This window comes from Roseococcus pinisoli, assembly GCF_018413645.1.
GTDB lineage: Bacteria > Pseudomonadota > Alphaproteobacteria > Acetobacterales > Acetobacteraceae > Roseococcus > Roseococcus pinisoli.
This window is the reverse complement of the sequence record NZ_JAHCDA010000001.1, coordinates 1,740,817-1,762,971: the sequence shown is the minus strand read 5'-3', so window position 1 is coordinate 1,762,971 and position 22,155 is coordinate 1,740,817. Positions and strand designations below refer to the sequence as shown.

Genomic DNA, 22,155 nt, shown 5'->3' with positions numbered 1-22,155 from the left:
ACCGGCAGGAAACGGACCATGCAACGAGAGGACAACGCGGCGGCGGGCCTGGGCCGGCGCGCCGCGCTGGCGGGGCTCGGCGCCCTGCCGATGGCCGCCGCCCTGCCCGCCGCCGCCCAATCTGCCGCCGGGGCGCGGTCCAAGGTCATCCGCTTCGCCGCCTCCACCGAGCCGACGACGCTGGACCCCGTGGTCAGCCCCCTCCTGGTCACGCAGGAGCACAGCTACCTCGTCTACGACACGCTCTTCTCGTTGGACGCGCAGTTCCGCCCGCAGCCGCAGATGGTGGAGAGCGTGGAGGCCGATCCGGGCCACGCCGCCTGGACCATGCGCCTGCGCGAGGGCCTCGCCTTCCACGACGGCTCGCCCGTGACCTCGGCCGATGTGCTGGCCTCGATCGCGCGCTGGGCCACGCGCGACACGGCGGGGCGCCAGCTCGCCACGCTCGGCCTGAAGACCGAGGCGGTGGATGCCCGGACCTTCCGCCTCCGCCTCGACACCGCCACGCCCTTCCTCTTCGAGGCCCTGGCGAAGCCGACCTCCTCCGCGCTTTTCATCATGCGGGAGCGCGAGGCGCGGGGGGATGCCAACCGCCCGGTGGCCGAGATCGTCGGCTCCGGCCCCTTCCGCTTCGTGAAGGAGGAGCATCGGCAGGGCTATCGCCTGGTCTATGAGCGCAACGCCGCCTATCGCCCGCGCGCGGAGCCGGCCTCCTACCTGTCCGGCGGCAAGGACGTGAAGATCGACCGCGTGGAATGGATGGCGATGCCCGATGCCGCCACCGCCTTCGCGGCCGTGCAGCGCGGCGAGCTCGACATCTGCTCCGCCCCGCCGCTCGACCTGCTGCCGACGCTGCGCGGCCGGCGGGACGTCGTCGTCGCCACCACCAATCCCCAGGGCTGGGTGCCTTTCGCCCGGATGAACTTCCTGCACCCGCCCTTCGACCGGCCGGAGGCGCGCCGCGCGCTGCAGCTCGCCGTCCGGCAGACGGATATCGTCCGGGCCGCGGGCGCCGACGAGGCCTATGGCCTGCGGGAATGCCACAGCTACTTCGGCTGCGGCGGCGCCAACGAAAGCCAGGCGGCCACGGAAGCGCTGCGCGGGGCCGAGCGGGACGAGGCCCGGCGCCTGCTGCGCGCCATTGGCTATGACGGGACGCCGGTGGTCTTCATCGCGCCGGGCGACAACGACATCCTGCGGATCATCGCCACCGTCACGGCCGGGCAGATGCGCGAGGCCGGCTTCACCGTGGACCTGCAATTCTCGGACTTCGCCTCCATGATGGCGCGCCGCAACCGTCGCGAACCGCCGGCCCAGGGCGGCTGGAACATGTTCCCCATGCAGGCCTTCGCCTTCGAGCTGGACAGCCCGGCCTCGAACTTCCTGCTCTCCACGCCCTGCGACGGCAGCGGCTATGCCGGCTGGGCCTGCGACCCGGCCCTGTTCGACACACGGGAGGCCTGGCTGCGCGAAGCCGACCCGGCCCGCCGGCGGCAGCTCGTGGAGCGCATGCAGGTGGAGGCGGCGCGGCTGGTTCCGGCCGCGCTGCTCGGCCAATACGTGCGGCCGATCGTGCATCGCCGGCAGGTGCAGGGGCTGGTGCAGGCGCCGGTCACGGTCATGTGGAACATCGACCTTGCGGCCGCCTAGCGCCTTTCGCGCAGCCATCTGGGCGGGGGCCGCGAGGGCTGCCTAGTATGGCCGAATGAGCAGCCCTCCCCGCCTCGGCTTCTTCACGCGTCTCCTGGACGAGGTGGGGGCGGCCGAGCGCTACCGGCTGGCCACGGAACAGATCGTCCATGCCGAGCGCTGCGGCTTCGACTCGGCCTGGATCGCCCAGCACCACTTCCACGAGGACGAGGGCGGCCTGCCCGCGCCCTTCGTCTTCCTGGGCCATCTTGCGGCGCGGACCTCGCGGATCCGCCTGGGCACCGGCATCGTCACCCTGCCGCTGGAGCTGCCGCTCCGCGTGGCCGAGGACGCCGTCGTGCTGGACCTGATGAGCAACGGCCGGCTCGAGCTCGGAATCGGGCCGGGCGGCAATTTCTCGGCCTTCCGGGCCTTCGGCCTGGACAGCACCGATCGCGGGCCGATCTTCGCGGCCCATACACAGGCGCTGCGGGACGCGCTCGCCGGCCAGGCCCTGCCAGGCGGCGACCAGCTGTATCCGCCGCCGCCGGCCAGCCTGCCGGATCGGATCTGGCAGGCGACCTTCACGGTCGAAGGCGCGCGGCGGGCCGGCGCCGCCGGGGACGGGCTGCTGCTCTCCCGCACGCAGCCGCGCCCGGCCGACCAGCCCGGCCTCACGCTGTCCGATATCCAGAATCCGATGATCGATGCCTATCTGGCGGCGCTGCCGCCGGGCCGCGCCCCGCGCATCCTCGCCTCGCGCACCGTCTTCGTCGCGGACGAGGCGGCCGACGCCCTTCGCTTCGCGGAGAGCGGGCTGCAGCGCTACCACCGGCGGCTGGTCGGCCTCGGCCGCGCCAGGGGGAGCGCCAGCACCACCTCGCTCATCGCCTCGATGGACGTGCATCTCGGCACGGTCGAGGCGGTGGTCGCCTCGCTCAGGCAGGACAGCGCGCTGGCGCGCTCCACGGATTTCGCGGTGCAGGTCCATTCCATCGACCCGCCGCACGCCTTCATCCTGCGGTCCATCGAACTGGTGGCCGAGAAGGTGGCGCCGGAATTCGGCTGGCGCCGCGACGCCGAGGGAATGCGCCAGGTCGCCTGACCTGGCCGGAGAGGGAGGAACCAACATGACCGTCGATGTGATCGACAGGCTCGTCGGCATCACGCCGGGCTCGCCGCTGGACGGGATCCGCGCGCAGCGGCCCGAGGCACGAACCCATGCGCAGAAGAGCTACGAGGCGCTTTTCACCCCCGCTGATGCGGGCGGCGTGACCTCCGCCGAGCGTTTCGCCCTCGCCTTCTACGTCGTGGGGCTGCATGGCGAGGCCGAGACGGCCGCCTTCTACGGCGAGGGCCTGCCCCCTGGCGGACTGCGTGAAGCCGTGGAGTCGGCGGTCGCCCAGACCCGCACCCATGGCCCCTATGGCGCCTTTCCGGCCGGCCCGCTGAGCCGCGAGGACAAGGCGGGCCCCGCCTATGCGGTCGACGCCGCGACCACCTCCGCCCTGGGGCCGCGCCTCGCCGCCGCCTTCGCCCATGCGCATATGCTGGTCTACCACCCGCGCGATGCCGGGCCGGACACCCTGGCCGCCATGCTCGCCGCCGGCTGGACGACGACGGACGTCGTCACCCTGTCGCAGATCGTCTCCTTCCTGTCCTTCCAGATCCGGGTGGTCGCGGGCTTTCGCGTGCTGCGCCGCGCATCCTGACCGAGGAGAGCCCCATGCCCGACACCACCCTCACCCCGCCCGCGCATACGGTGCCCGTCGCCTTCACCCGCGCCCAGGTCGACTGGTTGCCCTGGCTGGAGCCGATGGCGCCCGAGGAGATGACGGAGCGGCATCGCCTGGCGCTGGTCGACGCCGTGCGGATCAAGTCGCCCTATTTCCGGCTGCTGGCGCGCGACCCCGATGCGCTCGAGGCGCGCACCCGCGCCGACAAGGACATCTTCTACAACACCAATGCCGGCCTGCCGCGCGCCGAGCGCGAGCTTGCCGCCACCGCAGTGTCCCGCCTCAACGGCTGCGTCTACTGCGCCTCGGTGCATGCGCGCTTCTCCGCCACCTATTCGAAGCGCGAGGCCGACGTGGACCGGCTGCTGGCCGAGGGCGTGGGGACGGATCTCGGCGAGAGCTGGAATGCGGTGGTCGCGGCCTCGGTCGCGCTGACGGAGACGCCGCTGGCCCTCGGGCCGGAGCATGTCGCGCGCCTGCGCGCCGATGGGCTGGATGATCTCGCCATCGCGGACGTCATCCAGTCCGCCGCCTTCTTCAACTGGGCCAACCGGCTGATGCTTTCGCTCGGCGAGCCCGCCTTGCCCTGATCCCCGGCGGGGCCGGGCAACCGGCCCTCAGCGGCAGCTGAGGATGCGCAGGTCGTAGACCGGATGTTCGAACATGTTCACCGCGGGCGCGTCGGCGAACATCCAGCCGCGGAACACCGGGCCGGCGCCGGGGGCGCTGCGCTCGTCGGTGATTTCCATGAAGGCGGCCGCATCCGGCACCTCGTCGGCCGGGCGGGCATGGCAGGCCTGGACGAGGATCGTCAGCGTGCCGAAGCGCGCGGGCTCGCCCACCGTGGCGGTCAGCGTCAGGACGCGGGCATTCACCTTGTCGAGCGCCTGGATCTCGGCCGTGCGGCGCGGCGTCCATTCCTGCGCGCTCGCGACGCCGGGCAGGGCCAGCAGCAGCGCCAGCAGAGCTGCGCGGATCATCGGCGCCTCGGGCTCGGCAGGCCGGCCACCATCTCGGTGAGGATCCGGCGCATCGCGGCCTCGTCGACCCCCATCAGCACGGCGTCCTCGAAGGCGTCGCGCAGGATCTGCTCCGCCTCGGCGTGGTTCTCGTTCAGCACCTTGACCTTCTCGCGGCAGGAGACGGGCTCGCCATCGGCACCGGGCCAGATGGTCGGCACGGCGGTCACGGCGCGGGCGCCGCGCCGCCCGGAGCTGCGGGGGCGGGGGCAGCGCCGCCGGGTGCGGCGCTGGCGGAGTTCATCTGCGTCACCGAGAAGATGAAGCGGCCGAGCAGGCTCTCCAGGCTCACCGAGCCCTGGGTCTCGGTGATGCGGCCGCCATTGCGCAGCAGGGTATCGCTGCCGCCAGGGACGATGGAGATGTACTTACCGCCCAGCAGCCCCTCGGAGGTCACCTCGGCCGAGCTGTCGGCCGGCAGCGCCAGGTCCGAGCGGACGCGAAGCGTGACCTCGGCCTGGAAGCTGCGCGGATCGATGCGCAGATCCGTGACGGAGCCGACCTTCACGCCGCCGATCCGCACATCCGCGCCGTCGTTCAGGCCGTCGATGCGGTCGAACTGCGCCGAGAGCGCGATGCCGCCGGTCTGCGGCGTGCGGCCGGCATGCACGACGGCATAGACCAGGAAAGCCCCGGCGGCGGCCAGAACCACGGCGCCCGTGGCGACCTCGGCGATGCTGCGGCCCTTCATGCGTGAGAAATCCTCATCAGCCCATCCCTGCCATCACGGGAGAGATGGCGCCTCAGGCGCCCGGCGTCCAGGCTTCGTAGTCGCCGCCCGTCACCCGGCGCTGGCCGCCGGCATAGTCGTGCCCCTTCGGGCGCCACGCCATCGGCGTGCCCGTCAGGTTCGGCTGGTGCGGCTTCTGCCAGGCGTATTTCGGCCCGTCGAGCGGCGCGTCGGTGGTGTGATGCAGCCAGGCATGCCACTCGGGCGGCACGATCGAGCTGTCCGAGCCGCGGGCCAGCGCCACCGTACGGCGCGGGCGGCCATAGATCGGATCCGGACGGCGGCTCTCGTAATAGGTGTTGCCGACGTCGTCGCGACCGACCTTGCGGGCCGTGAACTTGGTGGAGAGAAGCTGCAGGAACGACATGCCCCAGCATCGCACGAAATCGCCTCGCGGAAAAGGCGGGCGCGCCGCAAGTTTTCCACAAGATGTTGTGGCTGATTCGTCAGCTGGCCACATCATGCGGCTTCACCTGAGAAGCGCCTCTCGCTAGGCTCCCTCCCATGGCACGTCTCGACGGAACCTTGTGGGAAGGGGTGGCGCTTCGGCGCACCCGTATCGGCGCGGACCCCGACGCGCCGCCGCGCGCCCTGGCGCTGCCCGCCAACTGGGAGGAGGAAGCCGCCGCCGCGCTGGCCGCCCTCGCCCCCGGTGCGGGCCCGGCCAATCTGCCGCGCGCGGCCGAGTCGTGGATCGCCCGCGCCCTGGCGCGGGGCGAGAAGTCCGGCCTGCTGGGGCCGAAGGAGGCCGCGCATCTGGCCGAAGGCTGGCGCGCGCTGCTGCTCAGCCGCCGCGGCAGCCCGGGTGCCGAGACCTGGCGTGGCGATGCCCGCGCCGAGCCGCGCTTCGTGCTGAACCTGCCCGCCTTCCTCGAGCCCGACGGCGCCTTCGACCTCGAGGGCTATGCCGAGGCCTGCGCCCTGGGCGTGATGTTCCTGGAAGCCGTGACCGGCGGGAAATCCGCCCGGCTTCGGCTGGGTTTCGCCGACCTCGCCGGCCTGCTGGCCATGCTCGATCTCGTCTATGACAGCACCGAGGCGCGCCAGGTGGCGGCCGGCATCGCGGCGCTGACCCGCGGCGCCGCCGAGTCGCAGAGCGGCCGCCTCGCGGCCCGGCTGGGCGCGCGCGAGCCCGTGGCGCTGATCTGGCCGACGCCTCCCGCCTCCACCCCCCTGCCCGGCCTTGCCGCCGCAGCCCGCGCGGCGCTCGATTCGGCCGCCGCCGCCCCCGGTCTGCGCCATATCGGACTGGTCGCGCTGGCGCCGGCCGATGCGACCGAAGCCCTCCTCGGTGCCGAGACGGCCGGGATCGCCCCTGCCCCCGGCGCCACCCGCACGGTGGAGACCGAGGCCGGCATCGTGGACGTGCCGACCCGCGCGGCGCTGCGTGCGCCGCAGGCCCGGGTCCCCGCGCTGCTCGGTCCGGTCAGCGAACGCGCGCGGACAGCCATGATGGCCGTCGTCTCGCCCTTCCTGCATGCGGCCCCGCCGGCCCCGGTGGCCGCGCCCGCCGCCCCGCGCCCGGCGCCCGCGCCGCGTCCCGCCCTGCGCCGCCAGGCCGGCCAGACCCTGCATGTCTCGGTCGGCGGCCATAAGGTCGCGCTGCGCACGGCCGAGGAGGATGGCGCGCTGCGCGAGATCGCCTTCAGCCTCTCGAAGGAAGGCGCCAACTACCGCAGCCTGATGGACGCCTTCGCCCAGGCCGTCTCGACCGGGCTCGCCCGCGGCGTGCCCCTGGCCGACTACGTGGATGCGTTCGCCTATACCCGCTTCGGCCCGGCCGGGCTGGTGGAGGGCGATCCGGACATCCCCCGCGCCACCTCGGTGCTCGACTGGGCCTTCCGGCGGCTGGCCATCGACTATCTCGGCGGCGCGCTGCCCCAGCCCGAGGCCGAGGACGTCGCGCCCGACAGCGCCGCCCGCGCGATCGAGCAGTCGCCCCTGCTGCCGCTCGACCTGCCGGCCGTCGCCCCCAAGGGGCGGCACCTGCGCATCGTCGCCTAGAGCCGGCATTTTTCGAATCGGGGCGCCCAGCCTGGGTGGCCCGGATGGGGTGGCGTCCTTCGCGACGCCCCCCTTGCCTCGGCGGCCCCGGCTTCGCGGGCCGCGTTCCAGAAAGGATTTCCGCATGTCCAAGATCGAAGCCCGCCTCTCCGAGCTCGGCCTGACGCTGCCCGAGGCCACCGCCCCGATCGCGAACTACGTGCCCTTCACCGTCACGGGCACGACTGTCTACATCTCGGGCCAGGTGCCGCGGAAGGACGGGAAGATCTTCCCGGTGGGCCAGGTCGGCGATGCCGTCTCGGTGCAGGACGCCCAGGCCGCGGCGAAGAACTGCATGCTGTCGATCCTGGCGCAGGCCAAGGCGGCGGCCGGCGGCGACCTCGACCGGATCGCCCGCGTGCTGCGCGTCACCGGCTACGTGAACTCCGCCCCGGGCTTCGGCGATCAGCCGGCCGTGATCAACGGCGCCTCGGACCTCGCGGTCGAGGTCTTCGGTGAGGCCGGACGGCATGCGCGCAGCGCGGTCGGCGTGGCGGCCCTGCCGGGCGGCGCCGCGGTCGAGGTCGAGGCGATCCTCGAGCTCCGCGCCGCGGGCTGAGCGGAAGCCGGGCCTCCGGCGAAGGACAAGCGGCCATCTCCCACCAGGGGATGGCCTGCTTTTTCCGGCGACCGGGCCCATAATCGGGGCAATGGACTCCCTCCCCGAGCTCACCCTCTCGCTGCACCGGGCCATCGCCGAAATTCCGGCGGCGGATTGGGACGCCTGCGCGGGCGACAATCCCTTCGTCTCCCACGCCTTCCTCTCGGCGCTCGAGGATAGCGGCAGCGTCTCGACCAAGACCGGCTGGCTGCCGCAGCATGCGGCGCTGCGCGACGCCGGCGGCCAGATCGTGGCCTGCGCGCCCTGCTACGCCAAGTCGCATTCCCAGGGCGAATACGTCTTCGACCATGGCTGGGCCGATGCCTATGAGCGCGCGGGCGGGCATTATTATCCCAAACTGCAGGTGGCCGTGCCCTTCAGCCCGGTCCCCGGCCCGCGGCTGCTGCGGCGCCCGGGAATTCCCGTCGCGGCGCTGGCGCAGGGCCTCGCCCAGGCCATGCAGGCCATCGAGTGCTCCTCCGTCCATGTCACCTTCTGCACCGAGGAGGAGTGGCACGCGCTCGGCGAGGCCGGCTGGCTGCAGCGCCTCGGCCTGCAGTTCCACTGGCACAATCACGGCTACAAGGATTTCGACGATTTCCTGAACGCGCTCAGCAGCCGCAAGCGCAAGGCCCTGCGGCGCGAGCGGCGGTCGGTTGCGGAAAGCGGCCTGACCCTGCGCACGCTGCGCGGCGCCGAGATCACGCCCGCGCATTGGCAGGCCTTCTACCGCTTCTACCGCAACACGGTGGATGGCCGCTGGGGCGGCGCCTATCTGACCAGGTCCTTCTTCCCCCTGCTCGGCGAGCGGCTGGGCGACCGCGTGGTGCTCATGTGGGCCGAGCGCGAGGGCACGCCCGTCGCCGGCGCGCTGAACCTGCTGGGCGACGAGGCGCTCTACGGCCGCAACTGGGGCTGCGAGGAGGAAGTGCCCTTCCTGCATTTCGAGCTCTGCTACCTGCGCGCCATCGACTTCGCCATCGAGCACGGCATCGGCCGCGTGGAGGCCGGGGCGCAGGGCGAGCACAAGATCCAGCGCGGCTACCTGCCGGCCCCCACCTATTCCGCGCATCTCATCGCCCATCGCGGCCTCTCCCGCGCCGTGGCGGAATTCCTGGAGGCCGAGCGCACGGCGATCCGCGAGCGCATGGAAGACCTGGCGACGCTGTCCCCCTATCGGCACGACGACGAGGGCTGAACCATTTCCCTTCGCTTCGCCTACGCGCAACTCGCGCTTTCGATGATGCTGGTCGGCGCGAATGTCGCCGTCGCCAAGGTCCTGGCCGAGGCGCTGCCCATCGCGCTCGTCGCCTTCCTGCGCTGCGTGCTGGCGGTGGCGGTGCTCTGGCCGCTGGCGCGCATGATGGAAGGGCGCGTGCGGATCTCCCCGTCGGCGAAGCGCAACCTCTTCCTTCAGGCTTTGTTCGGAACCGCCATCTACAATGCGGGCCTCCTGGCCGGACTCCGGCTGACTTCGGCGCTGGAGGGCGGGATGGTGCTGGCGACGCTGCCGGCGGTGGTGGCGATCGGCAGTTTCCTCTGGCTGCGGGAGCGGCTGTCCGGCCGCCAGTGGGCGGCGGCGGCGCTGGCCGGCTTCGGCATGGCCGCGATCACCCTGGCGCGGCTGGATGCGAGCGGGCATGGCTCGGTGCTGGGGAACTTCCTCATCTTCCTCGGCGTCGGCGGCGAGGCGATCTACGTCCTGCTCGCCAAGCGCATCGTCGGCGCCGTGCCGGTGATCACGGCCTCGCTGTGGATGCAGGCCTTTTCCGCGCTCGTCCTGCTACCCTTCGCGGCGCCCGGCCTAGGCGCGACGGCCGCGCTGGCGGATCCCGCGATGCTCGGGCTGATGCTCTTCCACTCCCTGACCGCGAGCGTGCTGTGCCTGCTGCTCTGGTACAAAGGGCTGGAGCGCGTCCCGGCCGGGGTCGCCGGCGTCTTCACCGCCTTCCTGCCGGCGACCGCCGCGGTGACGGCGGTGCTCTTCCTCGGCGAGAGTTTCGGCGCCGTCCACCTCGCCGGCTTCACCTTGATGATGGCCAGCGTGATGCTCGCGACCTGGCCGCGGAAAACGGCATGAGGGCCTGGCTGTCGATGACGGTGGGAGAGCTGCTCCAGCGCTCGCCGCAGAACATCGCGGCCAGCCTGGCCGCGGCGCAGATGTCGCGCCGGCTCGCCGGCGAGCCCGCCCAGCTTCGTGCCTGGGAGGCCGAGGTCGCGCTGCTGCAGGAGGTGCTGTCCGCGCCGCGCTGGCAGGGCGCCACCCTCGCGCTCGAATACGACATGCTGCGCCTCGAGCGGCGCATCGATGCCGTGCTGCTCACCGAACGCGCCATCTTCGTTCTGGAGTTCAAGGTCGGCCAGGGCAGCGTGACCCCGGCCATGCTCGCCCAGGTCGAGGACTACGCCCAGGATCTCTGGGACTTTCACGCGCAGAGCCGCGGCCATCCCATCCTGCCGGTCCTGGTCCTGACCCAGGCCGCCCGCGTCGCGCCGCTCCAGTTCGGCCTGCCGATCGGCGGCGTCGCGCCGGTCGCGCAGGCCAATGCCGTCAATCTCGGCCAAAGGCTCGCCGCGCTGCATGACGCGCTGCCCGCCCCGGTACGTCCGCTCCGCGGCCAGGCGTGGTTGGACGCCAGCTACAAGCCGGTGCCCACCATCGTGGAGGCCGCGGCCCGGCTCTTCGCGCGGAACAGCGTGGCCGACATCGCCGAGGCCCGGGCGGATACCGACAATCTGGGTGCCACCACCGCCGCCATCCTCCGTGCCCTCGAAACCGCCCGCGCAGAACAGGAACGGGTGGTGATTTTCGTCACCGGCGTGCCGGGGGCAGGGAAAACCCTTTGCGGCCTCAACATCGTCTTCGGCGAGGCCCGCCGCGAGGGAACCGCTTTCCTCACCGGCAATGCGCCGCTGGTCGCGGTGCTGCGGGAGGCGCTGGCCTGCGACCGCGCGGGCATCGATCTGGCCATCGGCCCCAGCAACGATCCCGATCGCCGCTCGCGCAGCGGAAGGCTGCGCCAGGCCCGGCACGAGACTTCGCAGGCGCTGCAGAACGTGCATCGCTTCCTGGCGGATAATGCGCATGCCGCCGCCCCTCCGGCCGAACGCGTCATCGTCTTCGACGAAGCGCAGCGCGCCTGGGACGCGGCGCAGGCCGGCCGCGACACGCAGCGCCGCAAGAGCGTCCTCACGCTGAGCGAGCCCGCCCACGCCCTCGCCATCATGGCGCGGCATGACGGCTTCACCGCGATCGTGGCGCTCATCGGCCAGGGGCAGGAGATCAATACCGGCGAGGCCGGGCTCGCCGAATGGGGCCGCGTCATCGCGGCCTCACCGGGATGGCGCGCGGTGGCCGCGTCCCGGGCGCTTTCCTCGCCGGAGCCGGCGCAGCGGCTCAGCGAAGGCCCGGCTCCCTGGCTCAGCATTGACGATGCCCTGGACCTGACCGTGCCGATCCGCAGCGTGCGCTCCACGGCCGGCGCGGCCTGGGTGGATGCGGCTCTCCGCAACGATGCCCCCTTGGCCGCACGCATCGCCGCCGAGGCCGGCGGGGTTCCCTATTTCGTGACGCGCTCGCTGACTGCCGCGCGCGCCGCGCTGCGCGACATGACGCCGGGGCTGCGGCGGGCGGGCTTCGTCCGCTCCTCCGGCGCGCGTCGCCTGCGAGCCGAGGGCTTCGATGCCCAGCTCGTCGGAACTGAGGAGCCGGTCGCCTGGTTCCTGGAACGCTGGCCGGATGTCCGCGCCTCGGATGCGCTGGAAGTCTGCGCGACGGAATATGCCTGCCAGGGGCTGGAGCTGGATGCCGTGGGCCTGGCCTGGGGCGGCGATCTGATGCGGGCCAGCCAGGGATGGGGATGCCGGCGTTTCGCCGGACGCGGCTGGCAGGCCGTAAAGGCCGCGGAAGAAATCGAGTTCGTCAGGAACACCTATCGCGTCCTGCTGACCCGGGCGCGCTACGAGACGGTGATCTGGGTACCCCCCGGCAGCGCCGAGGACGATCCCTTCCATGACCCGACCCGGCCAAGCGCTGAGATGGATCGGATCGCGCGACATCTTCTCGATTGCGGCGCACGGCCGCTGGCGCCCACGGTCCCGGCCGAGCCTGTCGCCCGGCCGGCTCTTCACTTCGCCCTGGCCGCCGAGACCTGACGCCCAAAGCCTGACTCAGGCGGGCGCGAAGCTCTCATAGACGATCATGCGATGGCCGCGATTCTCGAACTCGTCGCATTCCCGCATGCCGATATCCATCAGCACCGCGCGCGAGGCGTGGTTGGTCTCCCGCGCCACGCCGATGATGCGGCCGAGCCCCGCCGCATGGCCGAAATCGAGCGCCGCCCGTGCGGCCTCCCGCGCATAGCCCTTGCCGCGGCAGGCCGGCCAGAGCGCGAAACGAACGGCGACGCCGCGCCCGTCGGGCCGTTCCATCAGCCCGGCGATGCCCAGGAAATCGCCGGATTCCCGGAGGAAGACGCTCCAGGTGCCGTAGCCGCGCACCTGCCAGAAGGCGATGTCGTCCTCCAGCTCCTCGCGCACGCGCTCGGCCGAGCGCGTGCCGTGCAGCATGAAGCCGAAGACGGCTTCGTCGGTCTTCAGGCGGATGAGTTCCGGCAGCTGCTCCCGCCCTGGAGGCAGGAGCGAGAGCCGCGCCGTGGCGATCGTCCGCGGCGAGGACATCAGGCCATGCATGTCGACATCTCCCCGCTACCGGACGAGGGGCCGGTACTTGATCCGATGGGGCTGATCCGCGTTGGCACCAAGACGTCGCTTCTTGTCGGCCTCGTAGGCCTGGAAGTTGCCCTCGAACCACTCGACGTGGCTGTCGCCCTCGAAGGCCAGGATGTGCGTCGCCAGGCGATCCAGGAACCAGCGATCGTGGCTGATGACCACCACGCAGCCGGCGAATTCCATCAGCGCCTCTTCGAGCGCGCGCAGCGTATCGACGTCGAGGTCGTTGGTCGGTTCGTCGAGCAGCAGGACGTTGTGCGGCACCGACAGCATCTTCGCGAGGTGCACGCGGTTGCGCTCGCCGCCCGAGAGCACGCCCACGCGCTTCTGCTGGTCGCTGCCCTTGAAGTTGAAGGCGGCGGTATAGGCGCGCGAGGCGATGCTGCGCTTGCCGATGTTGATCTGGTCGTCGCCGCCCGAGATCTCCTGCCAGACGGTCTTGTTGTCATCCAGGCTGTCGCGCGACTGGTCGACATAGCCGAGGCGCACGGAATCGCCGACCTTCAGCGTGCCGGCATCCGGCGTCTCGTTGCCGGTGATCATGCGGAACAGCGTGGTCTTGCCGGCGCCGTTCGGGCCGATGACGCCGACGATGCCGCCGGGGGGCAGCTTGAAGGTCAGGTCGTCGATCAGCAGGCGGTTGCCATAGGCCTTCCGCAGGCCCTCGGCCTCGATGACGATGTTGCCGAGGCGCGGCGGCGGCGAGATGAGGATCTCAACCTCGCCCAGGCCCCGGTCCTGGCTCTGCTCCAGCAGCTCCTCGTAGCGGGAGATACGCGCCTTGCTCTTGGCCTGGCGGGCGGAGGGGCTGCGCCCGATCCACTCCTGCTCCGCCGCCAGCGTGCGGATGCGGGCCGTGTCCTCGCGGTTCTCCTGCTCGAGGCGCTTGCGCTTCTGCTCGAGGTAGGCGGAGTAGTTGCCCTGGTAGGGGAAGCCGCGGCCGCGATCGACCTCGAGGATCCAGTTGGTCACGTTGTCGAGGAAGTAGCGGTCGTGGGTCACGATCAGCACGGCGCCGGGATAGTCGCGCAGCGTGTGCTCGAGCCAGGAGACGCTTTCCGCATCCAGGTGGTTGGTCGGCTCGTCGAGCAGCAGGAGGTCCGGCTTCTCGAGCAGCAGGCGGCACAGGGCCACGCGGCGCCGCTCGCCACCCGACAGATGCTCCACCGAGGATTCCGCGGGCGGGCAGCGCAGCGCGTCCAGCGCGATGTCCACGCGGCGGTCGAGCTCCCAGCCGTCGGCGGCGTCGATGGCCTCCTGCAGGGTGCCCTGCTCGGCGAGGAGATCGTTCATCTCCTGCTCGGTCATCTCCTCCATGAAGCGCTCGGAGATCTCGTTGAAGCGCTTCAGCTGCGCCTCGAGCGTGGCGAAGGCCGCGCGCACGTTCTCGCCGACGTTCTTGGTCGGGTCGAGCTGCGGCTCCTGCGCGAGATAGCCCACGCGCGCGCCCTCGGCCGCCCAGGCCTCGCCACCGAAATCCTTGTCCATGCCGGCCATGATCTTCATCAGCGTGGACTTGCCGGCGCCGTTCGGGCCCAGCACGCCGATCTTCACGTCCGGCAGGAAGGAGAGCGTGATGCCTTTGAAAACCTCGCGACCGCCCGGATAGGACTTGGTGAGGTCCTTCATGACATAGACGTATTGGTAAGCGGGCATGGCGCGCGGAGCCTCAGTGCTGGAAACGTGGGGCGCTTCTACCCCCTGTGGGCCGGGGGGGAAAGCTTGGGCGGGTGGCCAGCGGAAAAGCCGGGTGCCCGGGCCCTGCGAGGGGGCCTGGGCCATCAACGCCAAACGCCCCGCGAAAGCGGGGCGGGCGAGACAGGCGGACACCCGGGCCCGGAGGCCCTGGGCGCTTATCCCGGATGGCGGCCTAGCTGTTCACGTATTTGATGACGCAGCCATAGGGCGGGGTGACCCCGCGCTCGAGCGGGCGGCCTTCGCGCACGGCGATCATGGCGTCGCGCAGGAAGGGTTCCGCGCGGGGCACATCCTCGACGCGGGTGGAGCGGATGCTGTCGATCGCGCCCATGTAGCGCAGCTTGCCCTCGCCATCGATCACGAACATGCCGGGCGTCGTGGTCGCGGCATAGGCGCGCGCGGCCTGGCTGCGGTGGTCGAGGAGGACAGCTGTCGGCGCGGCGTTGCGGCTGGTGGTGAGCTCGCGCGCCTGCGGGCCGGTCACATGGCCCTGCTCGCCTTCCGGCGACGAGGCGATGGAAAGCCACACGATGTCGCGCGAGGCGGCCTCCCGCTGGAGGTTCTGCATGTTGCTGCTGTTGTAGTGCTTCCGCACATAGGGGCAGTCATGGTTCGTCCATTCCAGGACGACGACGCGGCCGCGGAAATCGGCCAGGCGGCGGACCGTGCCGTCCTGGTCGGGCAGCGCGAAGTCGGGCGCGGCGGCGCCCACGGCAGGCGCGGCGAAGGCCAGGGCGGGAATGAGGGGAAGCGTGGCGGCACCCAGCAGGGCGCCTCGGCGGGTCATCTGGACCATCTCATGCTCCTCTTCGATATGGGCTTCGCGCGATGGTTACCGCGCCCGGCCCCGCCGCGGCAAATGAATTATGAAATTCATGACATGATCGCGCCGCCGCGGCCCCGGCAAATATGCCGGCGTTACGCGCCCGGCGTCGCCGCCGCGATCGCCTGGAGCACCATGCCCTCGGTCAGGATCTGCGGCAGGATGGCAGGCTCCCCGCCGCCGGCCGGGTAGAAGAGGTAGAGAGGCACGCCGTCCCGCCCATGGGCGCGGAGCAGCGCGGTGATCGCCGGCTCGCCATTGGTCCAGTCGCCGGTCAGCACCGTGACGTTCGACGCGGCGAAGGCGGCGCGCACCGCCGTGGTGTCCAGCGCCACGCGCTCATTGACCTTGCAGGAGATGCACCAGGCCGCCGTCAGGTTCACGAAGACCGGGCGCCCTTCCCCGCGCAGGGCGTCGACGCGCGCCGCGGTCCAGGGCTCGCCGAGCTGCGCCGAGGCCGTCGCCCCGGCGGTGCCGGCGCTGCGCAGCATCGGCAGCAGCGCCAGCGCGGCGATGAGGGAAAGGGCGGCACCGGCCATGAACCAGCGCCGGGCCGAGCCCTGCTGCGCCAGGCCCAGCGCCCAGGCCGCCATGGAGACCAGCACGGCGCCCACCAGCACCATCAGCGTGCCGTCCGGCCCCGCCTGCTGGGCCACGACCCAAACGAGCCAGGCGGCCGCCAGGTACATCGGGAAGGCCAGGAACTGCTTCAGCCGGTCCATCCAGGCGCCGGGCCGCGGCAGGACGCGCGCGAAACCGGGGAAGACGCCCAGCAGCGCATAGGGCAGCGCGAGGCCGAGGCCCATGGCGGCGAAGACCGCCAGCGTCGAGGAGGGCGGCATGGCCAGCGCGGCCCCGATCGCCGCCGCCATGAAGGGCGCGGTGCAGGGCGTCGCGACCAGCACGGCCAGCACGCCCGTGAAGAAGCTGCCGGCCTTGCCGCCCTTGGCCGCGAGGCCGGAGCCGGCCGAGACCGGCCCGCCGATGGCATAGACGCCCGAGAGGTTCAGGCCCACGGCCAGCATCAGCCAGGCCATGGCGCCAACGAAGAGGGGCGAGGTGAACTGGAAGCCCCAGCCCGCCGCCGCCCCCGCCGCCCGCACGCCCAGCAGCGCGGCGCCGATGGCAACGAAGGAAAGGACCACGCCCGCCGTGTAGGCGGCCGAATGCGCGCGCACCACGGACCGGTCGGCGCCGGAGAGGCGGGCCACCGCGATGGCCTTCATGGCCAGGATCGGGAAGACGCAGGGCATGAGGTTGAGGATCACCCCGCCCAGCGCCGCGAAGAGCAGCGCCTGCCAGAGCGGCATGCCCCCGCCAGCCGCCGGCATCGGCCCCGGCACGGCGCTCACCCAATAGGCCCCGCGCACGCCGGCGGCATCGGTGATGGCGACGACGCCCTCGACCGTGGCGGGAATGGCGCCCGCGGCCCGGGTGAGGCCGAGGGTGAAGCCGCCCTCCCGCGCCGTCAGGGGCTGCGGCGCGGCATTCTCGACGACGAGCTGCTCCAGCGGGAAGAAGAAGGCCTCACGCAGCGCCTGGGCGGTAATGCCCGGGCCTTCCAGGCTGATGGCGCCCTGCCCGCCCTCGAAGCCGATGCGGGCGGTGAAGGCGGCGGCGCGCGGCAGGGCCGCCTCGGCCGCGGCGAAGAGCACCTGGGCGGAGGGGCGGGCCGTCGCCTCGACGGGGATGTCGAGGGTGAAGCTGCCTTCCTCGGGGATGCAGACGCGCTCGCAGATCAGCCAGTCCGCGCTGGCCTCCAGGCGCTGGACCTGGCCGGGCACGAGGTTGGCCGGCGGGCGGATCTCCATGAGGAAGACCGCCTCGTCCTCGTAGCCGAAGTTCACCAGAGGGCCGAAGGGGATGCGGTGGGGCGCGGGGAATTGCAGCTCGCCCGCGGTCCAGCCCTCGGGGAGCTGCAGGGTCAGCTCCGGCGGCTGCCCGGCATCGCCCGGGTTGCGCCAATAGGTGTGCCAGCCCGGCGCCATGCGCTGGCGAAGCGCCACCCGGAAAGGCTGGCCGGGCGCCATGGCGGCCACGTCGGAAACCAGCGTGACGGTGGCGCGCGGCGAGGTGACCGGGGCTGATTCCAGCGCCCCTGCCATGCCCGGCAGGGCCATGAGAAGAAACCCGAGGACGGCGAGAAGAGCGCGCATGCGGCAACTGCTAACGCCGGGGCCCTGCCAGGGGCAAGCGCCAATTCCCCACCTTCCCATGCGGGAGGGCGTGACAAAAACATCACAGGGCATTCAAGTTGACATAATCCCGGAAACCCCAATCTCCTCACTCGGTTGACGTCGAGACCACCGAGTATCCGGAGAGCGATCATGTCACATCTCAAGAACCACCTTTTGGCGGGCGCTGCCCTGCTGGCCCTGCCAGCGGTTGCCAGCGCGCAGCCGGCAGAAGGCTTTTTCGACGGCTTCCGTCTCGCGCCTCAGCAGACGGTGAGCGGCCTGTATATCGGCGCGGGCGCCGGCGCCAACTTCACCAACAACACCCAGCTTCGCAGCGACAGCAGCCTCGCCGCCGGCCTTGCCGCGAATGGCATCGGCGGGCGTGGCCGCGCCGTGTTCGAGACGGGCTGGACCGGCGTCGCGTCCCTGGGCTGGGGCTTCGGCAACGGCCTGCGCGTCGAAGTGGAAGGCAACTTCCGCCAGAACGACTTCGACAAGGTCAATCGCGTCAACGGCGCGAACCTGAACGGGCGCGCTGGCGGCTTCCAGCGGACCTACGGCGCCATGGCCAACGCGCTGTATGACTTCCGCATCCCGGGCGTGCCCTGGTTCGTCCCCTATGTCGGCGGCGGCGTCGGCTATGCGTGGCGCGACTGGGATCCGCTGCGGGTGAACGGGCCGGACGGCGCGGCGATCTCCAATACCTCGCGCGGCGGCTTTGCCTATCAGGCCATCGGCGGCGCGGCCTTCCCGATCGCCTCGGTGCCCGGCCTCGCGATCACGGCGGAGTATCGCTACTTCGCCATGGAACCGACGGACATGCGGACGAGCGTCATCAACGCGTCCGGCGCGACGGTTGCGGCGGGCCGCATCCGCTCCGTGAACGAGAACCACTCGGTCCTCGTGGGTCTTCGTTACGCCTTCAACCAGCCTGTCCCGCCGCCGCCGCCGGCCCCGGTTGCCGTGGCTCAGCCGGCTCCGGCCCGCACCTACCTGGTCTTCTTTGACTGGGATCGTGCGGACCTGACCGACCGTGCCCGCCAGATCATCGCCGACGCGGCCCAGAATGCGCGGGTCGTGAGCTCGACGCGGATCGAGGTCTCGGGCCATGCGGACCGCACCGGTACGGCGGTCTACAACCAGCGCCTGTCGGTGCGCCGCGCCGAGGCGGTGGCCAACGAGCTGGTTCGCCACGGGATCGGGCGCAACGAGATCACGGTCCAGGGCTTCGGCTTCGAGCGTCCGCTGGTTCCCACGGCCATGGGTGTCCGCGAGCCGCAGAACCGGCGCGTGGAGATCGTCCTGCGCTAATCCAGCCGCAGGTCGAAACGAATGGGGCCGCCGGAGCAATCCGGCGGCCCTTTTCTTTTGGCAGCAGCGGCATCGCCGAAGGCCGGAGCCACTCCCTAAGAGGATCCGGCCGCAACGCGGCCGGCGCCGCCCCACCGACTTGTCCGTCAGCACGCCCTCCGTGCGGCGAAGCCAAGCGCGCGGAGCGCGCGCCCGGCGTTTGAGGGCAAAACCTAATGCGCCAAAATGGCCAATAGCAGCAGCGCCACGATGTTCGTGATCTTGATCATCGGGTTCACGGCCGGACCGGCGGTGTCCTTGTAGGGGTCGCCCACCGTGTCGCCGGTCACCGCGGCCTTATGGGCCTCGCTGCCCTTGCCGCCGTAGTGACCCTCCTCGATGTACTTCTTGGCGTTGTCCCAGGCGCCGCCGCCGGTGGTCATCGAGACGGCGACGAAGAAGCCCGTCACGATCACGCCCAGCAGCATCGCCCCCAGCGCCGAGAAGGCCGCCGACTTGCCCGCGATGGAATAGATCAGGAAGTACCAGACGATCGGGCTCAGCACCGGCAGCAGCGAGGGGATGATCATTTCCCGGATCGCAGCCTTCGTCAGCATGTCCACCGCGCGCCCATAATCGGGCTTGTCGGTGCCTTCCATGATGCCGGGCTTCTCGCGGAACTGGCGCCGGACCTCCTCGACCACCGCCTGCGCGGCGCGGCCGACCGCGGTCATGCTCATGCCGCCGAAGAGATAGGGCAGCAGGCCGCCGAAGAGCAGGCCGACCACGACGTAGGGATTGGCCAGCGAGAAGTCGATCGCGCCGATTCCCGCGAAATAGGGATAGAGCGTCGGGTTCGCGATGAAATGCGCCAGGTCCTGCGTATAGGCCGCGAAGAGCACCAGTGCGCCGAGGCCCGCCGAGCCGATCGCATAGCCCTTGGTGACGGCCTTGGTGGTGTTGCCCACGGCGTCCAGCGCGTCGGTCGTGACGCGCGTCTCCGGGGGCAGCCCGGCCATCTCCGCGATGCCGCCGGCATTGTCCGTCACCGGGCCGAAGGCATCGAGCGCGACGATCATGCCGGCCAGGGCCAGCATCGTCGTGGTCGCGATGGCGATGCCGTAGAGGCCCGCCAGGCTGTAGGAACAGATGACGCCGGCGATGATGATGAGCGCGGGGATGGCCGTGCTCTCCATGCTGACGGCGAGGCCGCGGATCACGTTGGTGCCGTGCCCCGTCTGCGAGGCCTCGGCGATGCTCTGCACCGGGCGGAACTGCGTGCCGGTGTAGTATTCGGTGATGATGACGATCAGCGCCGTCACCCCGAGGCCCACCGCCCCGCAGAGGAAGAGGCTGAAGGCGCCGAAGACATGCCCGCCTGCCGTGACCATGCCCGTCCCGAAGAAAATGAAGGACAGCGGCAGCAGCGCCACGAGGCTGAGCAGCCCCGTCACGATCAGGCCGCGATACATCGCGCCCATGATCGACTGGCTCGCCGGCAGCTTCACGAAATAAGTGCCGACGATGGAGGTCAGGACGCAGACCGCGCCGATGGCCAGCGGGAAGAGCATCGCATTGACGCGCCCCGCCTCGGTGAAGCTGATCGCGGCCAGGACCATGGTGGCGACCGCCGTGACGGCATAGGTCTCGAAGAGGTCGGCCGCCATGCCGGCGCAGTCGCCGACATTGTCGCCCACATTGTCGGCGATGGTGGCGGGGTTGCGGGGGTCGTCCTCGGGGATGCCGGCCTCGACCTTGCCGACCATGTCGCCGCCGACATCGGCGCCCTTGGTGAAGATGCCGCCGCCGAGGCGCGCGAAGATGGAGATGAGGGAGGCGCCGAAGCCCAGCGCCACGAGGCTGTCGATCACGACGCGGTCATTGACCGCATAGCCGCTGATCACGACGAGCACGAAGAAATAGACGGCGACGCCCAGCAGCGCGAGGCCGGCCACCAGCATGCCGGTGATCGCCCCCGACTTGAAGGCGAGGTCCAGCCCCGCCGCCAGGCCGTGCGTGCTGGCCTCGGCCGTGCGGACATTGGCGCGAACCGAGACGTTCATGCCGATGAAGCCCGCCAGGCCCGAAAGCACCGCGCCGATCAGGAAGCCGATGGCGACCGTGGCCCCCAGCAACAGGAAGACAAGGATGAAAAGGACGATTCCCACCGCGCCGATGGTGAGGTACTGCCGCTTCAGATAGGCCGAGGCGCCTTCCTGGATCGCCTGGGCGATTTCCTGCATGCGCGCATTGCCGGCCGGCTTGGCCATGATCTCCTTGGTGGTTATCCAGCCATAGGCGAGCGACGTCGCCCCCAGCAGGATCACCAGCAACAACGTCACTGTGATCACTTAGACTCCCCTCTTCTTCTTTTGCTTCGCCGCCTTTTGGAAGCGGTTTCCAGGAGGTTAGGCCGCGCTTCGCGCGCCGCGCAACAAAAGGCGCCCATCCCTCGCGCGCGGAACGTTTTTGTGGTTTGACCCTCGCACAACCGCCATCCGCCCCGCTTCGGAGCCCATCTGATGAACCTGAACGCCATCCCCATCGGCAAGAATCCGCCGGAAGACCTGAACGTCATCATCGAGGTGAGCATCGGCGGCGAGCCCATCAAATACGAGATGGACAAGGAGGCCGGGGCGCTCTTCGTCGACCGGTTCCTGTACACGCCGATGCGCTACCCGGGTAACTACGGCTTCGTGCCGCACACGCTGAGCGACGACGGGGACCCGATCGACGTGCTCGTGGCCAATACGCGCCCGATCGCGCCCGGCGCCATCATCAACGTCCGCCCCGTGGGCGTGCTGAAGATGGAAGATGACGGCGGCGGGGACGAGAAGATCATCGCCGTGCCCTCGCCCAAGCTCACGCAGCGCTACGTGAACGTGAACACGATCTCGGACCTGCCGCAGATCACGCTCGACCAGATCCGGCACTTCTTCGAGCACTACAAGGATCTCGAGCCCGGCAAGTGGGTGAAGGTCCTGGGCTGGGGCGGCGCCGACGAGGCGAAGGTCCTGATCCAGCAGGCCATCGACCGCGCCAAGGCCGCCCGCGCGGACAAGCAGGCCTGATCTCGCCTTCTTCCTAAGCCTTCCCCCGGTCCTGCCCAACGGCATGACCGGGTTCCGCGTCATCGTCCCGGCCCGGCGTCTTGCCGTCAGGCCGGGAAATGCCGCACAAAACGCCTCCCCTTCGCGCCCGTAGCTCAACTGGTTAGAGCGGGCCGCTCATAACGGCTTGGTTGCGGGTTCAAGTCCTGCCGGGCGCAAGGGAGCCGACCCCCACATCCTCCGGATTTCCGTGCTGCCGTCCCGCGCCGTTCACGCGCCTGCGGAGCCACACGCAGAGCGGGTGATATTCATGGACATGCAACCAGGAGTATTATAAGGGTCACAAACACCCCCGAAGGTTGCCGTCCTGCCCGAAGGACGACGCCGTACCGGTCCCATGGTTCAAATCCAGGAAGGTCCGATCGCGATGCCCCCACAGCGCGCCATGGCTCCGGCCATGTTTCTCCGGCCCAGCCGCAACCGCGTCATCCGCTCCAGCAAGCCGGAGGAAGGCACCATCAACGGAGAGTTCTGGGTGGTCGCCCGGGCCGCGCTGCTGCTTTGCGGCGGCATCGTTGTCATCGGCTGGCTGCTGAGCTAGCCCAGGCCGGAATTACCCGGGCCGTCG

At 70.8% G+C, this 22,155-nt stretch carries 21 protein-coding genes and 1 tRNA gene; 13 read left to right on the top strand and 9 right to left on the bottom strand.

All coding sequences use genetic code 11. The annotated features are described in order from the left end of the window. The first annotated feature begins 18 nt into the window (after window positions 1–18). Genes KHU32_RS08635 through KHU32_RS08620 form a run of 4 tightly spaced genes read left to right on the top strand, consistent with a single transcriptional unit; the run spans window position 19 to window position 3,955 of the window. Entirely contained in the window at window positions 19–1,650 is a 1,632-nt protein-coding gene (locus KHU32_RS08635; protein ID WP_213669579.1) for an ABC transporter substrate-binding protein, read from the top strand. Window positions 1,651–1,705: 55 nt separating this feature from the next. Beyond that, entirely contained in the window at window positions 1,706–2,734 is a 1,029-nt protein-coding gene (locus tag KHU32_RS08630) for a putative FMN-dependent luciferase-like monooxygenase (RefSeq protein WP_213669578.1), read from the top strand. 25 nt (window positions 2,735–2,759) lie between these two features. Then, window positions 2,760–3,341: a CMD domain protein gene (locus KHU32_RS08625; protein ID WP_213669577.1), complete on the top strand. Its 582-nt coding sequence runs from the start codon at window positions 2,760–2,762 to the stop codon at window positions 3,339–3,341. Between the two features lie 14 nt (window positions 3,342–3,355). Continuing rightward, window positions 3,356–3,955, top strand: coding sequence for an alkylhydroperoxidase domain protein (locus KHU32_RS08620; protein ID WP_213669576.1), 600 nt, complete (start codon window positions 3,356–3,358; stop codon window positions 3,953–3,955). Window positions 3,956–3,982: 27 nt separating this feature from the next. On the opposite strand, the gene KHU32_RS08615 is transcribed toward KHU32_RS08620, so the two are convergent. From KHU32_RS08615 to KHU32_RS08600, 4 genes are read right to left on the bottom strand one after another with little or no spacing between them, the layout of a single operon-like run. Next, window positions 3,983–4,345: a DUF2155 domain-containing protein gene (locus tag KHU32_RS08615; RefSeq protein ID WP_213669575.1), complete on the bottom strand. Its 363-nt coding sequence runs from the start codon at window positions 4,343–4,345 to the stop codon at window positions 3,983–3,985. Beyond that, window positions 4,342–4,554, bottom strand: a complete 213-nt coding sequence (locus tag KHU32_RS08610; RefSeq protein WP_213669574.1) for a hypothetical protein — start codon at window positions 4,552–4,554, stop codon at window positions 4,342–4,344. Before KHU32_RS08610 ends, KHU32_RS08615 begins: the two co-directional genes overlap by 4 nt. Then, on the bottom strand, window positions 4,551–5,075 hold the full coding sequence (mlaD, locus tag KHU32_RS08605) for an outer membrane lipid asymmetry maintenance protein MlaD (RefSeq protein WP_213669573.1): 525 nt from the start codon (window positions 5,073–5,075) through the stop codon (window positions 4,551–4,553). The genes KHU32_RS08610 and mlaD overlap by 4 nt, the downstream gene beginning before the upstream one ends. Before the next feature lie 52 nt (window positions 5,076–5,127). Then, complete coding sequence (locus KHU32_RS08600; RefSeq protein ID WP_213669572.1) at window positions 5,128–5,481, bottom strand: NADH-ubiquinone oxidoreductase subunit NDUFA12 family protein; 354 nt, start codon at window positions 5,479–5,481, stop codon at window positions 5,128–5,130. Window positions 5,482–5,618: 137 nt separating this feature from the next. Between KHU32_RS08600 and KHU32_RS08595 the strand changes: the two genes are divergently transcribed. The 5 genes from KHU32_RS08595 to KHU32_RS08575 all read left to right on the top strand — a co-directional run bounded on the left by KHU32_RS08595 (window position 5,619) and on the right by KHU32_RS08575 (window position 11,913). Continuing rightward, complete coding sequence (locus KHU32_RS08595) at window positions 5,619–7,118, top strand: TSCPD domain-containing protein (RefSeq protein WP_213669571.1); 1,500 nt, start codon at window positions 5,619–5,621, stop codon at window positions 7,116–7,118. Window positions 7,119–7,242: 124 nt separating this feature from the next. Further along, window positions 7,243–7,716: a RidA family protein gene (locus KHU32_RS08590; protein ID WP_213669570.1), complete on the top strand. Its 474-nt coding sequence runs from the start codon at window positions 7,243–7,245 to the stop codon at window positions 7,714–7,716. 91 nt (window positions 7,717–7,807) lie between these two features. Further along, on the top strand, window positions 7,808–8,956 hold the full coding sequence (locus tag KHU32_RS08585; RefSeq protein WP_213669569.1) for a GNAT family N-acetyltransferase: 1,149 nt from the start codon (window positions 7,808–7,810) through the stop codon (window positions 8,954–8,956). A 3-nt stretch (window positions 8,957–8,959) separates the two neighbouring features. Then, window positions 8,960–9,838, top strand: a complete 879-nt coding sequence (locus KHU32_RS08580) for a DMT family transporter (RefSeq protein WP_456315939.1) — start codon at window positions 8,960–8,962, stop codon at window positions 9,836–9,838. Next, window positions 9,835–11,913: a DNA/RNA helicase domain-containing protein gene (locus KHU32_RS08575; protein WP_213669567.1), complete on the top strand. Its 2,079-nt coding sequence runs from the start codon at window positions 9,835–9,837 to the stop codon at window positions 11,911–11,913. The genes KHU32_RS08580 and KHU32_RS08575 overlap by 4 nt, the downstream gene beginning before the upstream one ends. A 15-nt stretch (window positions 11,914–11,928) precedes the next feature. Here the strand turns inward: KHU32_RS08575 and KHU32_RS08570 are convergent, their stop codons facing one another. From KHU32_RS08570 to KHU32_RS08555, 4 genes are all read right to left on the bottom strand, one after another. Next, the gene (locus KHU32_RS08570) at window positions 11,929–12,450 is read right to left on the bottom strand and encodes a GNAT family N-acetyltransferase (protein WP_213669566.1); all 522 of its coding nucleotides are present in this window, start codon (window positions 12,448–12,450) and stop codon (window positions 11,929–11,931) included. A 15-nt stretch (window positions 12,451–12,465) separates the two neighbouring features. Continuing rightward, window positions 12,466–14,145, bottom strand: a complete 1,680-nt coding sequence (ettA, locus tag KHU32_RS08565; RefSeq protein ID WP_213669565.1) for an energy-dependent translational throttle protein EttA — start codon at window positions 14,143–14,145, stop codon at window positions 12,466–12,468. A gap of 214 nt (window positions 14,146–14,359) precedes the next feature. Next, complete coding sequence (locus tag KHU32_RS08560; protein ID WP_213669564.1) at window positions 14,360–14,983, bottom strand: redoxin domain-containing protein; 624 nt, start codon at window positions 14,981–14,983, stop codon at window positions 14,360–14,362. 122 nt (window positions 14,984–15,105) lie between these two features. After that, window positions 15,106–17,166 carry a protein-disulfide reductase DsbD family protein gene (locus KHU32_RS08555; RefSeq protein ID WP_249680631.1) on the bottom strand — a complete coding sequence of 687 codons (2,061 nt, stop codon included), beginning with the start codon at window positions 17,164–17,166 and terminating at the stop codon, window positions 15,106–15,108. Between the two features lie 171 nt (window positions 17,167–17,337). Between KHU32_RS08555 and KHU32_RS08550 the strand changes: the two genes are divergently transcribed. After that, complete coding sequence (locus KHU32_RS08550; RefSeq protein ID WP_213669563.1) at window positions 17,338–18,498, top strand: OmpA family protein; 1,161 nt, start codon at window positions 17,338–17,340, stop codon at window positions 18,496–18,498. 212 nt (window positions 18,499–18,710) lie between these two features. On the opposite strand, the gene KHU32_RS08545 is transcribed toward KHU32_RS08550, so the two are convergent. Continuing rightward, window positions 18,711–20,828 (bottom strand): sodium-translocating pyrophosphatase, encoded by a 2,118-nt coding sequence (locus KHU32_RS08545; protein ID WP_456315936.1) that lies wholly within the window; start codon window positions 20,826–20,828, stop codon window positions 18,711–18,713. Window positions 20,829–20,999: 171 nt separating this feature from the next. Here KHU32_RS08545 and ppa point away from each other — a divergent pair, with 171 nt between their 5' ends. The 3 genes from ppa (at window position 21,000) to KHU32_RS08530 (ending at window position 22,128) form a co-directional block, all read left to right on the top strand. Continuing rightward, on the top strand, window positions 21,000–21,548 hold the full coding sequence (gene ppa / locus KHU32_RS08540) for an inorganic diphosphatase (RefSeq protein ID WP_213669562.1): 549 nt from the start codon (window positions 21,000–21,002) through the stop codon (window positions 21,546–21,548). A gap of 123 nt (window positions 21,549–21,671) precedes the next feature. Continuing rightward, a tRNA-Ile gene (locus tag KHU32_RS08535) sits at window positions 21,672–21,745 on the top strand. A gap of 209 nt (window positions 21,746–21,954) precedes the next feature. Continuing rightward, window positions 21,955–22,128 (top strand): hypothetical protein, encoded by a 174-nt coding sequence (locus KHU32_RS08530; RefSeq protein WP_213669561.1) that lies wholly within the window; start codon window positions 21,955–21,957, stop codon window positions 22,126–22,128. Window positions 22,129–22,155: the final 27 nt, after the last annotated feature.

Bases quoted from the DNA above. Each gene is read 5' to 3' on its own strand.
- KHU32_RS08635 (WP_213669579.1), top strand. From the start codon at position 19: ATGCAACGAGAGGACAACGCGGCGGCGGGCCTGGGCCGGCGCGCCGCG.
- KHU32_RS08630 (WP_213669578.1), top strand. From the start codon at position 1,706: ATGAGCAGCCCTCCCCGCCTCGGCTTCTTCACGCGTCTCCTGGACGAG.
- KHU32_RS08625 (WP_213669577.1), top strand. From the start codon at position 2,760: ATGACCGTCGATGTGATCGACAGGCTCGTCGGCATCACGCCGGGCTCG.
- KHU32_RS08620 (WP_213669576.1), top strand. From the start codon at position 3,356: ATGCCCGACACCACCCTCACCCCGCCCGCGCATACGGTGCCCGTCGCC.
- KHU32_RS08615 (WP_213669575.1), bottom strand. From the start codon at position 4,345: ATGATCCGCGCAGCTCTGCTGGCGCTGCTGCTGGCCCTGCCCGGCGTC.
- mlaD (WP_213669573.1), bottom strand. From the start codon at position 5,075: ATGAAGGGCCGCAGCATCGCCGAGGTCGCCACGGGCGCCGTGGTTCTG.
- KHU32_RS08600 (WP_213669572.1), bottom strand. From the start codon at position 5,481: ATGTCGTTCCTGCAGCTTCTCTCCACCAAGTTCACGGCCCGCAAGGTC.
- KHU32_RS08595 (WP_213669571.1), top strand. From the start codon at position 5,619: ATGGCACGTCTCGACGGAACCTTGTGGGAAGGGGTGGCGCTTCGGCGC.
- KHU32_RS08590 (WP_213669570.1), top strand. From the start codon at position 7,243: ATGTCCAAGATCGAAGCCCGCCTCTCCGAGCTCGGCCTGACGCTGCCC.
- KHU32_RS08585 (WP_213669569.1), top strand. From the start codon at position 7,808: ATGGACTCCCTCCCCGAGCTCACCCTCTCGCTGCACCGGGCCATCGCC.
- KHU32_RS08575 (WP_213669567.1), top strand. From the start codon at position 9,835: ATGAGGGCCTGGCTGTCGATGACGGTGGGAGAGCTGCTCCAGCGCTCG.
- KHU32_RS08570 (WP_213669566.1), bottom strand. From the start codon at position 12,450: ATGCATGGCCTGATGTCCTCGCCGCGGACGATCGCCACGGCGCGGCTC.
- ettA (WP_213669565.1), bottom strand. From the start codon at position 14,145: ATGCCCGCTTACCAATACGTCTATGTCATGAAGGACCTCACCAAGTCC.
- KHU32_RS08560 (WP_213669564.1), bottom strand. From the start codon at position 14,983: ATGGTCCAGATGACCCGCCGAGGCGCCCTGCTGGGTGCCGCCACGCTT.
- KHU32_RS08555 (WP_249680631.1), bottom strand. From the start codon at position 17,166: ATGCGCGCTCTTCTCGCCGTCCTCGGGTTTCTTCTCATGGCCCTGCCG.
- KHU32_RS08550 (WP_213669563.1), top strand. From the start codon at position 17,338: ATGTCACATCTCAAGAACCACCTTTTGGCGGGCGCTGCCCTGCTGGCC.
- ppa (WP_213669562.1), top strand. From the start codon at position 21,000: ATGAACCTGAACGCCATCCCCATCGGCAAGAATCCGCCGGAAGACCTG.
- KHU32_RS08530 (WP_213669561.1), top strand. From the start codon at position 21,955: ATGCCCCCACAGCGCGCCATGGCTCCGGCCATGTTTCTCCGGCCCAGC.